The organism is Pseudomonas sp. Tav-5-1A (assembly GCF_055755055.1).
This window is the reverse complement of record NZ_CM146901.1, coordinates 4,493,226-4,507,522: the sequence shown is the minus strand read 5'-3', so window position 1 is coordinate 4,507,522 and position 14,297 is coordinate 4,493,226. Positions and strand designations below refer to the sequence as shown.

Genomic DNA, 14,297 nt, shown 5'->3' with positions numbered 1-14,297 from the left:
AGCGAGCTTTTATGGCCCCAACAGCTCGCTGGCAAGCCAGCTCCCACAGAATGTAGCAGCAACTGTCGTGAAACGGCGTCGTCTGCATCGCGACTAAAGTCGGCTCCTACCCTATTCGTGGTAGGAGCCGGCCTTGGCCGCGATGCAGGCGACGCTGTCCATGGGGTATCCGCATTCGCGTAGCAGCTGCCGAAGGCGGCGTCCTAGGGGGTTACACCCACTTCTGGTGCGGGATCGGCAGGCTGCAGGATTCGCCGCGGCCAATCGGGAAGTAGGTGATGCCTTTCTGCGCCAGGCGGTCCACGTCGTACAGGTTGCGGCCGTCGAAGATCACCGGCTGCGCCAGGCGCTTCTGGATCAGGTCGAAGTCCGGGGCCTTGAACTGTTGCCATTCGGTGCAGATGATCAGCGCGTCGGCACCGTTCAGGGTGGCTTCCGGGGTGCCCATCAGCATCAGGTTCGGCTGCTCGCCGTACAGCAGTTGGGTCTGCTGCATGGCCTCGGGGTCGAACGCACGCACCTGGGCGCCGGCGGCCCACAGGGCTTCCATCAGCTCGCGGCTCGGGGCGTCGCGCATGTCGTCGGTGTTGGGCTTGAACGCCAGGCCCCAGACCGCGAAGGTGCGGCCTTTCAGGTCACCCTTGAAGTAGGCTTTCACCCGCTCGAACAGCTTGTGTTTCTGGCGCTCGTTGATGGCTTCCACGGCCTGCAGCAGGTCGTTGGAGCAGTTGGCGGCCTCGGCGGTGTGGATCAGCGCGCGCATGTCCTTGGGGAAGCACGAGCCGCCGTAGCCACAGCCTGCGTAGATGAAGTCGTAGCCGATGCGCGGGTCGGCGCCCATGCCCAGGCGGATGGCCTCGATGTCGGCACCCAGGTGCTCGGCCAGCTCGGCGATCTGGTTGATGAAGCTGATCTTGGTGGCCAGCATGCAGTTGGCGGCGTATTTGGTCAGCTCGGCGCTGCGCAGGTCCATGAACAGGATGCGGTCGTGGTTGCGGTTGAACGGCGCATACAGGTCGCGCATCACGTCGCGCACTTCCTCGCGCTCGCAGCCGATGACGATACGGTCCGGGCGGCGGCAGTCACGCACCGCCGAGCCTTCCTTGAGGAATTCGGGGTTGGAGACGATATCGAACTGCAGGGTGCGGCCGGCTTTCGCCAGGGCGTCGTTGATGTGCTTCTGCAGGGCGTCGCCGGTGCCCACGGGCACGGTGGATTTCTCCGCGACGATCAGCGGCTCCACGCGGTGGCGGGCAATGGCGTCGCCCACCGAGAACACGTACTTGAGGTCGGCCGAGCCGTCATCGCCCGAGGGCGTGCCGACGGCGATGAACAGCACTTCGCCGTGCTCGATGGCCAGCTTTTCGTCGCTGGTGAAGTGCAGGCGACCGTTGTCCAGGTTTTCCCGCACCAGCGCCGACAGGCCCGGCTCGAAAATGGTCACGTGGCCCTTGGACAGTTGGTCGACCTTGTGTTGGTCGATGTCCATGCAGATCACGTCATGACCCACTTCGGCCAGCACGGTGGCTTGCACCAGACCTACGTAACCACTACCGATAACACTGATTTTCATTGCGCAGATCCTATGGACTTGTTGCCGTGTGTACGTCGCGAGTTGATGATCAGCACCCCGAGCACGACCAGCGTCACCCCGAGGCTTTTCAACAGCGAAAAATGTTCATTGAACGCCGGCAGGCAGGCTGCCAGCAGGTAGACCAGGGCGTAGCTGATGCTCAGCAGCGAATAGGCGCGCCCCAGGGGCAGGTGCTGCAGCGCGCCGAGCCAGCACAGCATGGACAGGGCGTAGGCGAAGATCGCCGCCATCACCACGCCCAGCGCCAGCCACGGCACCGGGCCGTTGAGCAGGGTGTCGAGCCACTGCGCCGGCACCGGCAGCCGGGTCATGCTCCAGCGCATGCCCAGTTGCGCACCGCTGACCAGCAGCACGCTGCCGCCCGCCAGGGCAAAGCCCTGGGCGCGGCTCATGCCTGCCACCCCAACAGCAGCACGCCGGCCATGACCACGCCCACGCCCAGCCAGTGGCGCACGTCCACGTGTTCGCGGAAGACAAAGCGCGCCACCAGGGTGATCAGCACGAAATTGAGGCTGAGCATGGGGTAGGCAATGCCTACCTCCAGGTGTTGTAGCACCAGCAGCCACAGCAGCAGGCCCAGGCCCAGGCACAGCAGCGCCAGCCACAGCCACGGCGTGGCCAACTTGGCCAGGGCGCCGCCGGCCGGGGCGTCGCGCCAGGACTCGACCGCCAGTTTTTGCGCGATCTGGCCCAGGCAGGTGAGGGTGCAGGCCGCCAGCAACAGAAGGAAGATCATGGCGGCGTCTGGTCGAAAATGAAGATCATCAGGCTGCCTTGCACGAAGCGCTTGCCGTCCTTGGGCAGCAGGTCGACCTCATGCAGCTCGTCATCACTCTTGACCCGCATCACCACGCCCACCGAACCCTGGCGACGGGCCTCGGTCATCCACGCCTGCACCTGTTCCAGCTGCACCTCGCGGGCGCTGGAGTCGGCGTAGCTGAGGCCATACTTGGTCTCGCCCACGGTGTTGTACAGGTACACGGTGGGTTGCGCGGTGTGCCAGGCCAGGGCCGAGGCAGCGCCCAGGTCGTTGGCCAGCAGCGTGTGGGTCTGGCGCAGCTCGTCGCTGTGTTCGGCGATGAACGCGTCCGGGGTCTTGTTGTTGACGATGGAGTCCGGCAACGCGGCGGGCAGCAGGGCAATCAGCACGCCCATGCCCACGGCCGGGGCAGCCCAGCAGCGCAATGGCTTGAGCAGCGCCAGTACGTTGGCGAGCACCACGCCGCCCAGGGCCACGACGATCAGCGCTAGGTGCTGGGGCTCGTCCACGTACACCGGCTTTTTGTGCTGCAGCCAGGCGATGGCGGCCAGGCCGATGACGCCCATGGCCAGGTTGAGCACGGCGTTGCTGCGCAACATCAGGGTCTTGCCCTGGGCCAGCGCCTGGTTCAGCAGGTGGCCCAACAGCAGCGCCAGGGGCAGCATGCACGGCAGGATGTAGGTCGGCAGCTTGCCGCGGCTCAGGCTCAGGAAGGCCAGGGGCAGCAGCAGCCACAACAGCACGAACAGCACCTTCGGGTCTCGGCGGGTGGCCCAGGCCTGGCGCACGGTAGCCGGCAACAGCAGCGCCCAGGGCAGGCTCGAGGCGGCCAGCAGCGGCAGGTAGAACCAGATTGGCTGGGCGTGCTGGGCGTCGTCGCCGGCGAAGCGACGGATGTGCTCGTGCCAGAAGAAGAACGACCAGAAGTCAGACTCCTGCTGGTTGACCATCAGCGCCCACGGCGCCGACACCAGCACTGCCACCAGCACGCCGAACAGGCCGAAGCGCACCAGCTCGCCGAAGCGTTTCTGCCAGATCATCCACGGCGCCGCGATCAGCACCGGGAATACCCAGGCCAGGAAACCCTTGGTCATGAAGCCCATGCCACAGGCCACGCCCAGCAGGCCCCAGTGCAGCAGGCGCGCGCTGGTGGTGCGGCTGTCGATGGCGAACCACAGGGCCACCAGGCTCAGGTTCACCCACAGGGTGAATTGCGGGTCGAGGTTGGCGTAGCCGGCCTGGCCGGCCACCAGGCCGAAGCTCATGTACAGCACCGCGCAGATCACGCTCTGGCGCTTGTCGGCCCACAGGCGGTTGGCCACAAGGTAAGTCAGCAGCACGCTCAGGCCCAGGCTCAGGGCCGAGGCCACGCGCACGCCGAACAGGTTCTGGCCGAACAGCCACTGGCCGATGGCGATCAGCCAATAGCCGGCGGCGGGTTTTTCAAAGTAACGCAAGCCCATGAAATGCGGCGCGGCCCATTTGCCGGTCAGCAGCATTTCCTGGCTCATTTGCGCGTAGCGGGTTTCATCGGGAATCCACAGCCCGTGGAAGGGCAGTGGCAGCAGGTAGAAGAGCCCGAATGCAAGCAGCAAGACGGGCAGGGTCCAGCGCTGGATCATGGTCGTTGAACCCCAAGCCAGCCTTCGCGTCCTTCCAGGGCGCCGCGGGTCAGTTGTTCCACCGGCAGGGCGGTGGTGTCCGCGGGCAGCAGTTGCCCCAGGGGTTGGAACTGTATCTGTCGCTCGCGTGCCGTTGCCAGCAAGCGGCGGAAATCGTCAGCCATCAGAATCCCTTCAACCTCGGCGTGAATGGTGTAGTTGTTCAAGCCTCCAGGCTTGAAGCGTTCCAGGATGTAGTCGTTGAAGCCTTGGGCGCTCACCGTTGGTCCCACCACCTCGTCGAAGGTGGGCAGGTCCACGGGGATTTGCACGGTACCGGCCGAACCATCGGCCAGGCGTGGCTGGAACAGGTGGGTGCCACGGCAATCGCTGTTGTAGCGGAAACCGAAGTCTTCCTTGGCCTGTACCACGCGTTCGTCGGCGCGCCAGCCGGCCGCAGCGGAGCAGTCGATACGCTGCCCGAGGATATCGTTCAGGGTTTCCACGCCCCGGCGGATCTGCTCGTGCAGTTGCGCGTCGCTCCAGCGACCGGTGTTGGCCTGCCAGCCATGGTGATCCCAGGCGTGCAGGCCAACCTCGTGGCCGGCGTCGCGGGCCTGGCGCATCAGGTGCCCCAGGTCGCGACCGATCGGCTTCCCGGGCCAGGCGGTGCCGGCCAGCAAGATATCCCAGCCGTACAGGCCTGCGGCATTGGAACGCAACATCTTCCACAGGAACTGCGGGCGGATCAGGCGCCACAGGTGGCGCCCCATGTTGTCCGGCCCGACGCTGAAGAAGAACGTCGCTTTCACCTGGGCTTCGTCGAGCAGTTCGAGCAACCGCGGCACCCCTTCACGGGTGCCTCGGTAGGTGTCGACGTCGATGCGCAGACCTGCCTGCATTAACGCTTGCTCTCGATTTCAACCATGGCTTCGCGCAGGAAGAAGTCCAGGGTCTTGCCGATGGTTTCGCTCAGCTCGATGGTCGGGGTCCAGTCGATCAGGCGGCGGGCGTTCTCGATGCTCGGGGTGCGGTGGGTCACGTCCTGGTAGCCGTTGCCGTAGAACGCCTTGCTCTCGATTTCACGGAAGCCGGCGAACGGTGGGAAGTTGCCACGCAGCGGGTGAGCTTCGAACTGGCGCAGCAGCTCTTCGCCCAGCTGGCGGATGCTGGCTTCGTTGGTCGGGTTGCCGATGTTGATGATCTCGCCGTCGCACTTGCCATCGCGGTTCTCGATGATGCGTGCCAGGGCTTCGATGCCGTCGTCGACGTCGGTGAAGGTGCGCTTCTGCTCGCCACCGTCCACCAGGCGGATCGGGGTGCCTTCCACCAGGTGCAGGATCAGCTGGGTAATGGCGCGCGAGCTGCCGATACGGGCCGAATCCAGGCGGTCCAGGCGTGGACCCATCCAGTTGAACGGACGGAACAGGGTGAACTTCAGGCCCTTGTCGCCGTAGGCCCAGATCACGCGGTCCAGCAGTTGCTTGGAAACCGAGTAGATCCAGCGCTGCTTGTTGATCGGGCCGACGATCAGGTTCGAGGTGTTCTCGTCGAAGTGGCTGTCCTGGCACATGCCATAGACTTCCGAGGTCGACGGGAAGATCACGCGCTTGTTGTACTTCACGCAGTGACGGACGATTTTCAGGTTTTCTTCGAAGTCCAGTTCGAATACGCGCAGCGGGTTGCGGGTGTATTCGATCGGGGTGGCGATGGCGACCAGCGGCAGCACCACGTCGCACTTCTTGATGTGGTATTCGATCCACTCGGAGTGGATGCTGATGTCACCTTCCACGAAGTGGAAGCGCGGGTTGCCGCGCAGGTGCTCGATGGCGTCCGAACCGATGTCCAGGCCGTAGATTTCATAGCGGTCGTCGCGCAGCAGGCGCTCGGACAGGTGGTTGCCGATGAAACCGTTGACGCCCAGGATCAGCACGCGGGTGCGGCGCACAGGGCGGCCGGCGGCCTTGCCGATCAGCTTGGAGCCTTCCACCAGGCCCAGTTCACGGGCCAGTTGCGGGCCGCTCAGGTACAGGCCGTCGTTGTTGCGCTGGCCGGCGGTGATTTGCAGGGCGTCGGTGCCGCAGGCGATGCGCAGCGGTTCGACGCTGATCACGTGGCCTGGCTCGAAGCCCTGGTTGCCGGCGACCACTTCGGCGCTCCAGACAATCAGCTTGTGCTCGCCCACGGCGCAGAACGCGCCCGGGTATGGCTGGGTGACAGCGCGCACCAGGTTGAACAGCTCTTCGGCCGGGCGGCTCCAGTCCAGCAGGCCGTCGGCAGGGGTGCGGCGGCCGAAGGTGGTGGCCTGGCTCTCGTCCTGGGCGGTCTCGGTGACTTCGCCCTTGGCCAGCAGCGGCAGGGTTTCGTTCAGCAGCGCGGTGGCGGCGTCACGCAGCTTGGCGTGCAGGCTCAGGCCGGTGTCGGAACGCTCGATGGCCACGCGTTGCTGGGCAATGATGGCGCCAGCGTCGGCACGCTTGACCATGCGGTGCAGGGTAACGCCGGTCTCGGTTTCGCCCTTGACCAGTACCCAGTTGGCCGGTGCGCGGCCGCGGTAGCGTGGCAGCAGCGAGCCGTGCAGGTTGAACGCACCTTGCTTGGCGCAGGCCAGCACGGCCTCGCTCAGCAGGTTGCGGTAGTAGAACGAGAAGATGAAGTCGGCGTCGAGCTTGGCGATGCGCTCGATCCAGATCGGGTGGTTGGCGTCTTCCGGGGCGTGCACCGGGATGCCTTTGCGTGCGCACAGTTGCGCCACCGAGCCGTAGAAGTTGTTTTCCTTGGGATCGTCGGCGTGGGTGAATACGGCGGCGATGTCGTAGCCTGCCTCAAGCAGGGCGTTGATGCCGGCGCAGCCGATATCGTGGTAGGCGAAGACAACAGCTTTCTGGTTCATGAGGCAGCCTTGCTGGAAGAAATGGAAATCGAGGTTTCAGGGTGAGGTTCGGTGTTGCCGCCAGCCGGTTCGTTGCTGCGCAGCACCTTTTCGATGAAGAACCGCGGCCGGGCGCGGACGTCGCTGTACATGCGGCCCAGGTATTCACCCAACAGGCCCATGCCGATGAACTGCGCACCGGTGAACACGAACAGCACGGCGAACAGCACGAAGGTGCCGTGGCCCGACCAGGCGGCGCCGTAGATCATGCGCAGCAGGATCAGCGCGACGGCGAACAGCACGCCCAGGGCGGCCATGCCGATGCCGACCACGCTGAGCAGGCGCAGCGGCGTGGTAGTCATGCAGGTGACCAGGTCGAACATCAGGCTGATCAGGCGCATGGGGCTGTACTTGGAGTCGCCGTGCTCGCGCTCGGCGTGCTGCACCAGCACCTCGGTGGTGTGGCGGGCGAAGCTGTTGGCCAGGATCGGGATGAAGGTGCTGCGCTCGCGGCAGGCCAGCATCGCGTCGACCACGCTGCGGCGGTAGGCGCGCAGCATGCAGCCGTAGTCGCTCATGGCCACGCCGGTGGAGCGCTGCACGGCCAGGTTGATCAGCTTCGACGGCCAGCGGCGCAGGGCCGAGTCCTGGCGGTTGTTGCGCACGGTGCCGACCACGTCGTAGCCCAGCGAAGCCTGGGCGACCAGGTTGGGGATCTCTTCTGGCGGGTTCTGCAGGTCGGCGTCGAGGGTGATCACCAGGTCACCGATGCACTGCTCGAAACCGGCCATGATCGCCGCGTGCTGGCCGTAGTTGCGGTTCAGGATCACCGCCACCACCGGGCTGCCCGGGCGTTCGGCGGCGTCCTGGAGGATGTCGGCCGAGGCGTCGCGGCTGCCGTCGTCCACCAGCACGATTTCATATTTCTGCGTCAGTTGCGCACACGCAGCTTCGGTGCGGCGCAGCAGCTCCGGCAGGCTCTGCTCTTCGTTGTACACCGGTATCACGATGGACACGGTGTTGATCGGATAAGGTCTCACGGGCGGTGTTCCAGGGTTTTCTCAATGGCGCAGGCAACGCGCTCGACATCGTCGAGGGTCATGTCGGGGAACAGCGGGATGGAGCACAGGCGGGCCGAGTTCCACTCAGTGTTGGGCAGCTGCACGTCCGGGAACTTCTGGCGGTACCAGGTGTGCAAGTGCGTGGCAATGAAGTGGATGCCGGTGCCAATGCCTTGATCTTGAAGACCTTTCATGAAGGTTTCACGATCAATGCCGCAACGTTCCGGGTCGATGCGCAGGATGAACAGGTGCCAGGCGTGCTGTTGCGGCCAGGCCGGTTGCGACAGTGGCAGCACCGGCAGGTGCTTGAGGCGTTCGAGGTACGCCTGGGCCAGCTGCTCGCGCTTGGCATTGATGGCGTCGACGCGCTCCAGTTGCACCAGGGCAATGGCGGCGTTGATGTCGGCCAGGTTGTACTTGAAGCCCGGCTCCTGGACCATGGCCTGTGGCTTGCGGCCGTGGGTCATGCGGTCGTAGGCGTCCACGCCCAGGCCGTGGAACTTGAGCATGCGCACGCGGTTGGCGAAGGCTTCGTCATCGCTGACGAACATCCCGCCTTCGGCGCAGGTCATGTTCTTGATGGCGTGGAACGAGAAGATCGCGGTGCCTTGGGCGCCGATCTCGCGGCCGCGGTAGCGGGTACCCACGGCGTGGGCGGCGTCCTCGATGACGCGGATGCCGTGGCGCTCGGCCAGGGCGTACAGCGGGTCGAGGTCGAAGGCGGCGCCGGCGTAGTGCACGGGGATGATCGCCTTGGTGCGCGGGGTGATGGCGGCCTCGATGTCGGCCACGCTGCACATCAGGGTGTCACGGTCGATGTCGACGAATACCGGGGTAGCACCCAGCAGGCAGATCATGTTGGCGGTGGACACCCAGGTCTGGGACGGGGTGATGACTTCGTCGCCCGGGCCGATGCCCAGGGCCAGCAACGCGATGTGCATGGCGCCGGTGGCGGACGACAGGGCCACGGCATGGGCGCAGCCCACGCGGCGAGCGAATTCCTGCTCCAGCTCCTGGGCCTTGGGGCCGGTGGTGATCCAACCGCTGCGCAATACCTGCTCTACTGCTGCGATCTCCTGGTCACCCATGCTGGGACGGGAAAAGGGGAGAAAACTCTGATTCATGGCATCCTCGGAATCTGACAGGCTTATGCGCTTCGTGCGTCATACATGCCCCACTTTAGTCGCAGGGCCATCCGTTATAGAGGGAGATTATTACCGCCGCAAGCTGAACGAACGCTTGCTGAACGAATCAATTGCTGTTTGATACAAAAATCGGGGTAGTCAGGCCTGGCAGGCATTGAAGTCGACGAATGCCCACGTGTCTGTAGGAAATGTCTGAAGATGCTCGTAGAAAATGCCACTGTGAAAAACTGCCGATGGTTCAATACGTCAAAGGTGCATTTTCATGTGTCAAAAAAGAGTGAGTGACAGATGAAAATGCTGTCCCGGTGCCAGCTTTTCCGTTCATCACAAGTCTTTGACATGGGCTGCGGTACAAGGGCTGATAAACTGCCTGGCCCTCCAGACCCCTAGCATGACGCTGAGCTGCCCCCGCCCATGAATTCGATCGTCGCCCGCTGGCGCACCAAGCACTCCCGACAAAGCCTGGCCCAACGCATCATTGTAGTCTTCGCGCTGATGACCACGTTGGTGGCTGGCGTTTTTGCCGTGGGAATTGTCGCAACCGTGCATGTGGTGGAGAAAAAGCTCACCACCACGGGGCTGGGCGGCAACCTGCACCGCATGCTGATGATGGAAAACCGCGACGACTGGACCCACCGCCCGGAAAAGGACGAGCTGTTCTTCGCCGACGACGGCCAGGGCGACCTGGCCATGCCCCCGGACCTGCAGGCCCTGGAACCGGGCTTCCACGAGGTCAGGCGCCTGGAGCGCAGCTGGTACGCCATGGTGCGGGTGGTCAACGGCCGCAAGTACATCCTGCTGCGCGACCAGCAAGGTTTCGAGGAGCGCGAGCGGCTGCTGTTCGGCGTGGTCATCACCGGCTTCGTGCTGAGCCTGCTGGGCTCGATCCTGCTGGGCTGGCTGTTGTCGCGCAAGGTCATGGCGCCGGTGATCCGCCTGGCCGGCCAGGTGCGCCACCGCGACCAGCTGCTGGACCTGGCGCCGCCCCTGGCGCCCGACTACGCCGCCGACGAGGTCGGCACCCTGGCCCGTTCCTTCGACGACACCCTGGGGCGCCTTCGCTCGGCGCTGGTGCGCGAGAAGCTGTTCACCGGTGACGTCAGCCACGAATTGCGCACGCCGTTGATGGTGCTGGCCAGCTCCAGCGAGCTGTTGCTGGAAAACCCCGGCCTGGATCCCCGTGCGCGTGAGCAGGTGTCGCGCATTGCCCGCGCCAGCGCCGCCATGCGCCAGCTGGTGGACACCTTCCTGCTGCTGGCCCGGGCGGAAAACGCCGAGGGCGGCCGCGGCCCGGCCGCCGGCATGGTGCAGGTGGCGCAGGAGCTGGTGGAGACCTGGCGCACGCCCATCGAGCACAAGGGCCTGGAGCTGATCTACCTGCCGGAAGACGCGGGGGAAGGGGTGTTCAACCAGACCTTCCTGGGTGCGGTGATGGGCAACCTGCTGCGCAACGCCTGGCACTACACCGACCACGGCTTCATCCGCCTGACCCTGTTGCCGGGCGGCTTCAAGGTGGAGGACAGCGGCATCGGCATTCCGGAGGAAAAGCGCCTGGAGATGTTCCAGCCGTTCGTGCGCGGCGACGAGCAGCGCGGCGAGGGCCTGGGGCTGGGCTTGTCGCTGGTGCAGCGAATCTGCGTGAACGAGGGCTGGTCAGTGACCCTGACCAGCCGCGAGCCCCACGGTTGCTGCTTCGAGGTGCGCCTGGCGGCGGTCTAGCCTTTCAGGCGGTGCAGCGTGCGCGGCCACTGGTTGGGGTTCAGGGCGCCCAGCACATGGGGGGTGCCGGTGACCGGGTCGACGCTCACGAACAGCGCGCTGGCGTAGCCCGGGCCGCTGCCGCCATGAATACCGGCCTGTTTCTCCAGGGCGTTGATGCACTCGCTGTGGGTGACCAGCACCAGGTTGTGGCCGGGCTGCTTGTGCGCCACCACGTCCTGGAGCATGGTCTGCCGGCAGTTGATCAGCCAGTCCTGGGGCGTGGCGGCCTGGCCGAACATGAACATGGCGGTCTGGCGGGTGCGGGTCAGGGGGCTGGTGAACACCTGCGCCTGGGCCATGCCCAGCGCCTGCAGGCTGTTGCCCACTTCGCTGGCCACGCGGCTGCCGGCCAGGGTGATGCCATCGGCGTCGCCCAGGCAGGCACCGTCGGAACGGTCGCAGCGCTCGCCGTGGCGCACCAGCACCGCTACGTTGCCGGCCTTCCAGGCGGCCTGCAGGCCCGAGTGGCGCAGGGTCTTGCCATCACCCAGGTCGGCCGGGCCGCTTGGGCGCAGCGCCCAACCGCCTAGCGCCGAAGCCGCCACTACTGCCAGCAGGCCCATGACGACAACGCGGCGACGCAGGGCGAAACGCCGTGGCGGCAAGGGGAGGGCGACAGAGGCTACCGGCATGATGGCTCCATGGAGCTACGAAAGTGCCGGGACTATAGGGGCGGCCAGGTTAAGGGCTGGTGAATGGAATGTGAAAATTTTAGTACGGCGATGGGGGGCGGTAGGTCGCGGGACGCGGCCTGGGGCCGCTGCTACGGGGGGGTAAATGCTGGTTGGCACTCTCGTCGCCAACTCGTTGCAAGGCTCTGCGACAGGGTATATACACAATATTTCAAGCGCATGTCTGCGCGCCCGAACTGCCTGAGCGAGGATGCCAAAGATGATGACACTGGGACTTTGTTCGCTGGAACTACGCAATATCATCGAATGTGCTTTTCTGCCGGCCCACTGCACCTGCACGGTGGCCCCGGACCAGTCGCTGACGGTCCAGGTCACTGACCCCGTCACCGGCCAGGTGCAACTGATGGTCACCGGTATTTCGACCGATCGGCTCAGCAGCAGTCGGGCTATTTCCGACCTGATCGCCGAGCTGCGCCATGATCTTGAGCACAATCGCCACACCTTCCCTCACGCGCTTGCCAGCTGAGGGCCTTGCCGGCGCCGCCCAGCGGCGCCGGGCCAATACTGGCGTTCCGCCAGTTACCTAAAATTTGTTTCATGTAGTTTCATGGAACTTGTCTCTGAAATGTCATGTAACGGATCCGTAATGGCGTCAGTTTTTTAACTGACTCCAACGAGACCCGTGATGATCAAGAAGATAGTCCGTCCCCTGGTAGGCGCCATGCTGGGCACTGCCGCCCTGGGTGCACACGCCGACTTCATCGATGACAGCCATGCAGACCTGACGCTGCTCAACCGCTACCTGAACCAACAGGGCAGCGACGTGGTTGGCAGCAACAAGAAGGCCAACAGCGTGCGCGACTGGGGCCAGGGCTTCGAATTCAACTTCAAGTCCGGCTACACCGAAGGCACCGTCGGCTTCGGCCTAGACCTGACGGCCTTCTACGGCGTCAAGCTGGACTCCAATTCCCAGCAGGGCAGCATGTTCCCGCTGGACGACGGCAAGTCGGCCAACGACTTCGGCGTGCTGAGTCCGACCTTCAAGATGCGCTTCCTCAAGGATGAACTGCGCGTCGGCACCCTGACCCAGAACAACCCGATGCTGGCCAACACCGACGGTCGTCTGTATCAGCAGACCAACACCGGCGCGCAACTGGTGTCGAAGGACCTGGATAACTATGTTTTCACCTTGGGTAACATTACCCAGACCAAGATCCGCAACGAAACCGGCGACCAGGACATGATCACCGGCGGCGGCGCCAAGGGCAGCAACCGCTTCAGCTACGGTGGCGCCGACTACACCGGCATCAAGGACACCACCCTGAGCGGCTGGTACTCGAACCTGGCCGACTACTACCAACAGTTCTACCTGGGCCTCAAGCACACCGACCAACTGCCAGTGGGCAGCCTGGCCACCGACCTGCGTGCCTACCGCAGCCTGGGGACCGGCGGCAACGGCGACGGCGACAGCGAATACGGCGCAGCCGGCTACTACGGTGGCACCACCACCAAGGGCCGCATCAACCAGTCGACCTTCAGCATCATGGAAAGCTACAGCCTGATGGGTCACACCTTCGGCCTGGGCGCGCAGAAGAACACCGGCGACAGCGACTTCCCGTACCTGGACTCGGGCCTCAACAGCGGCGATGCCCGCCAGGGCCCTGGCAGCGGCGCGGACACCCCGGCGCTCACCAACCTGCAACTGAACAAGTTCCAGCACGCCGGCGAGCGTACCTTCCTGGCCCTGTACAAGTATGACTTCGGCCAGCTGGGCCTCAAGGGCCTGGGCTTCTCGGCCCTGTACGCCCACGGTGACCAGGTCAAGGTGGCCAGCGGTGGCGACAGCGAATGGGAACGCGACCTGGCGCTGAGCTACGTGGTGCCGGACGGTACCCTGAAGGGCCTCGGCGTGACCTGGAAGAACGCCCAGGCCAACCCCGAGATGACCGGCCAGACCCACCAGGACGAGAACCGCTTCTACGTCAGCTACGTGATGCCGCTCTGGTAACAGCTGCGCGGTGACGATGGGGTAAACGCACTGTGGGAGCCGGCTTGCCGGCGAGCTTTGAGGTATTGCCAAAAGCTCGCTGGCAAGCCAGCTCCCACAGTTTTAGTTTGCAGGGATTCATGGTTAACTCCCTGTCTTTATTCCATATCGCAGAAGGATTCCGTTCATGGCTCAAGTGACGCTCAAAGGCAACCCGGTCCAGGTCAAGGGCGAACTGCCGAAAGTCGGCGCCAAGGCGCCTGCGTTCTCGCTGGTTGCCGGCAACCTGGCCGACGTGACCCTGGCAAGCTTTGCCGGCAAGCGCAAAGTGCTGAACATCTTCCCAAGCGTTGACACCCCGACCTGCGCTACCTCGGTACGCAAGTTCAACGCCCAGGCCAGCGAACTGGCCAACACCGTGGTGCTGTGCATTTCCGCCGACCTGCCATTCGCCCAGGCCCGCTTCTGCGGCGCCGAAGGCCTGGAAAACGTGCAGAACCTGTCGACCCTGCGTGGCGCCGAGTTCAAGGAAGCCTACGGCGTTGCCCTGGCCGACGGCCCGCTGGCTGGCCTGACTGCCCGTGCCGTGGTGGTGCTGGACGAGAACGACAACGTGCTGCACACCGAGCTGGTCGGCGAAATCGCCGAAGAGCCGAACTACGATGCTGCCCTGGCAGTATTGAAGTAACACCCAGGACCAGGCACTTCGCCTGTAGCCGCTGCCGCCAGGCTGCGCTGGCCCTCAGTACGCTGGAGATTTCCAGTGTAGGCGAGGGCCAGCGCAGCCTGCGGCAGCGGCTACGGGATGGATAGCGTCCAATGGTCTGTGTTACATGCAGTAATAAAGAAACGGCCTGGCATCCCCCAGGCCGTTTTCTTTTCTG

Annotated in this window: 13 protein-coding genes; 4 read left to right on the top strand and 9 right to left on the bottom strand. The window is 64.6% G+C overall.

The window, feature by feature from the left end; genetic code table 11:
- Positions 1-211: 211 nt before the first annotated feature.
- From AC0J42_RS20395 to arnB, 8 genes are read right to left on the bottom strand one after another with little or no spacing between them, the layout of a single operon-like run.
- The gene (locus tag AC0J42_RS20395) at positions 212-1,573 is read right to left on the bottom strand and encodes a UDP-glucose dehydrogenase family protein (protein WP_416425478.1); all 1,362 of its coding nucleotides are present in this window, start codon (positions 1,571-1,573) and stop codon (positions 212-214) included.
- Positions 1,570-1,986 carry a 4-amino-4-deoxy-L-arabinose-phosphoundecaprenol flippase subunit ArnF gene (gene arnF / locus AC0J42_RS20390; protein ID WP_416425477.1) on the bottom strand — a complete coding sequence of 139 codons (417 nt, stop codon included), beginning with the start codon at positions 1,984-1,986 and terminating at the stop codon, positions 1,570-1,572. The genes AC0J42_RS20395 and arnF overlap by 4 nt, the downstream gene beginning before the upstream one ends.
- The gene (arnE, locus tag AC0J42_RS20385) at positions 1,983-2,330 is read right to left on the bottom strand and encodes a 4-amino-4-deoxy-L-arabinose-phosphoundecaprenol flippase subunit ArnE (RefSeq protein ID WP_473003411.1); all 348 of its coding nucleotides are present in this window, start codon (positions 2,328-2,330) and stop codon (positions 1,983-1,985) included. The genes arnF and arnE overlap by 4 nt, the downstream gene beginning before the upstream one ends.
- Positions 2,327-3,976: a lipid IV(A) 4-amino-4-deoxy-L-arabinosyltransferase gene (arnT, locus tag AC0J42_RS20380; RefSeq protein WP_416425475.1), complete on the bottom strand. Its 1,650-nt coding sequence runs from the start codon at positions 3,974-3,976 to the stop codon at positions 2,327-2,329. The genes arnE and arnT overlap by 4 nt, the downstream gene beginning before the upstream one ends.
- On the bottom strand, positions 3,973-4,857 hold the full coding sequence (gene arnD, locus AC0J42_RS20375) for a 4-deoxy-4-formamido-L-arabinose-phosphoundecaprenol deformylase (RefSeq protein WP_416425474.1): 885 nt from the start codon (positions 4,855-4,857) through the stop codon (positions 3,973-3,975). The genes arnT and arnD overlap by 4 nt, the downstream gene beginning before the upstream one ends.
- On the bottom strand, positions 4,857-6,848 hold the full coding sequence (gene arnA, locus AC0J42_RS20370; RefSeq protein ID WP_473003410.1) for a bifunctional UDP-4-amino-4-deoxy-L-arabinose formyltransferase/UDP-glucuronic acid oxidase ArnA: 1,992 nt from the start codon (positions 6,846-6,848) through the stop codon (positions 4,857-4,859). The genes arnD and arnA overlap by 1 nt, the downstream gene beginning before the upstream one ends.
- Entirely contained in the window at positions 6,845-7,867 is a 1,023-nt protein-coding gene (gene arnC, locus AC0J42_RS20365) for an undecaprenyl-phosphate 4-deoxy-4-formamido-L-arabinose transferase (RefSeq protein WP_473003407.1), read from the bottom strand. Before arnC ends, arnA begins: the two co-directional genes overlap by 4 nt.
- On the bottom strand, positions 7,864-9,012 hold the full coding sequence (arnB, locus tag AC0J42_RS20360) for a UDP-4-amino-4-deoxy-L-arabinose aminotransferase (RefSeq protein WP_416425471.1): 1,149 nt from the start codon (positions 9,010-9,012) through the stop codon (positions 7,864-7,866). Before arnB ends, arnC begins: the two co-directional genes overlap by 4 nt.
- A 435-nt stretch (positions 9,013-9,447) precedes the next feature.
- Between arnB and AC0J42_RS20355 the strand changes: the two genes are divergently transcribed.
- Positions 9,448-10,752 (top strand): sensor histidine kinase, encoded by a 1,305-nt coding sequence (locus AC0J42_RS20355; RefSeq protein ID WP_473003405.1) that lies wholly within the window; start codon positions 9,448-9,450, stop codon positions 10,750-10,752.
- Here AC0J42_RS20355 and pmrG read toward each other — a convergent pair.
- The gene (gene pmrG, locus AC0J42_RS20350) at positions 10,749-11,426 is read right to left on the bottom strand and encodes a lipopolysaccharide core heptose(II)-phosphate phosphatase PmrG (RefSeq protein ID WP_416425469.1); all 678 of its coding nucleotides are present in this window, start codon (positions 11,424-11,426) and stop codon (positions 10,749-10,751) included. The genes AC0J42_RS20355 and pmrG overlap by 4 nt on opposite strands.
- Positions 11,427-11,685: 259 nt before the next feature.
- Between pmrG and AC0J42_RS20345 the strand changes: the two genes are divergently transcribed.
- From AC0J42_RS20345 to tpx, 3 genes are all read left to right on the top strand, one after another.
- The gene (locus AC0J42_RS20345; protein WP_416425468.1) at positions 11,686-11,952 is read left to right on the top strand and encodes a DUF1652 domain-containing protein; all 267 of its coding nucleotides are present in this window, start codon (positions 11,686-11,688) and stop codon (positions 11,950-11,952) included.
- 159 nt (positions 11,953-12,111) lie between these two features.
- On the top strand, positions 12,112-13,434 hold the full coding sequence (locus AC0J42_RS20340; RefSeq protein WP_473003403.1) for an OprD family outer membrane porin: 1,323 nt from the start codon (positions 12,112-12,114) through the stop codon (positions 13,432-13,434).
- Positions 13,435-13,600: 166 nt separating this feature from the next.
- Positions 13,601-14,101 carry a thiol peroxidase gene (gene tpx / locus AC0J42_RS20335; RefSeq protein ID WP_473003401.1) on the top strand — a complete coding sequence of 167 codons (501 nt, stop codon included), beginning with the start codon at positions 13,601-13,603 and terminating at the stop codon, positions 14,099-14,101.
- Positions 14,102-14,297 lie beyond the last annotated feature (196 nt).

What these genes read in the sequence shown, in the direction of transcription:
- AC0J42_RS20395 (WP_416425478.1), bottom strand. Translation starts at nt 1,573, where the DNA reads ATGAAAATCAGTGTTATCGGTAGTGGTTACGTAGGTCTGGTGCAAGCC.
- arnF (WP_416425477.1), bottom strand. Translation starts at nt 1,986, where the DNA reads ATGAGCCGCGCCCAGGGCTTTGCCCTGGCGGGCGGCAGCGTGCTGCTG.
- arnE (WP_473003411.1), bottom strand. Translation starts at nt 2,330, where the DNA reads ATGATCTTCCTTCTGTTGCTGGCGGCCTGCACCCTCACCTGCCTGGGC.
- arnT (WP_416425475.1), bottom strand. Translation starts at nt 3,976, where the DNA reads ATGATCCAGCGCTGGACCCTGCCCGTCTTGCTGCTTGCATTCGGGCTC.
- arnD (WP_416425474.1), bottom strand. Translation starts at nt 4,857, where the DNA reads ATGCAGGCAGGTCTGCGCATCGACGTCGACACCTACCGAGGCACCCGT.
- arnA (WP_473003410.1), bottom strand. Translation starts at nt 6,848, where the DNA reads ATGAACCAGAAAGCTGTTGTCTTCGCCTACCACGATATCGGCTGCGCC.
- arnB (WP_416425471.1), bottom strand. Translation starts at nt 9,012, where the DNA reads ATGAATCAGAGTTTTCTCCCCTTTTCCCGTCCCAGCATGGGTGACCAG.
- AC0J42_RS20355 (WP_473003405.1), top strand. Translation starts at nt 9,448, where the DNA reads ATGAATTCGATCGTCGCCCGCTGGCGCACCAAGCACTCCCGACAAAGC.
- pmrG (WP_416425469.1), bottom strand. Translation starts at nt 11,426, where the DNA reads ATGCCGGTAGCCTCTGTCGCCCTCCCCTTGCCGCCACGGCGTTTCGCC.
- AC0J42_RS20345 (WP_416425468.1), top strand. Translation starts at nt 11,686, where the DNA reads ATGATGACACTGGGACTTTGTTCGCTGGAACTACGCAATATCATCGAA.
- AC0J42_RS20340 (WP_473003403.1), top strand. Translation starts at nt 12,112, where the DNA reads ATGATCAAGAAGATAGTCCGTCCCCTGGTAGGCGCCATGCTGGGCACT.
- tpx (WP_473003401.1), top strand. Translation starts at nt 13,601, where the DNA reads ATGGCTCAAGTGACGCTCAAAGGCAACCCGGTCCAGGTCAAGGGCGAA.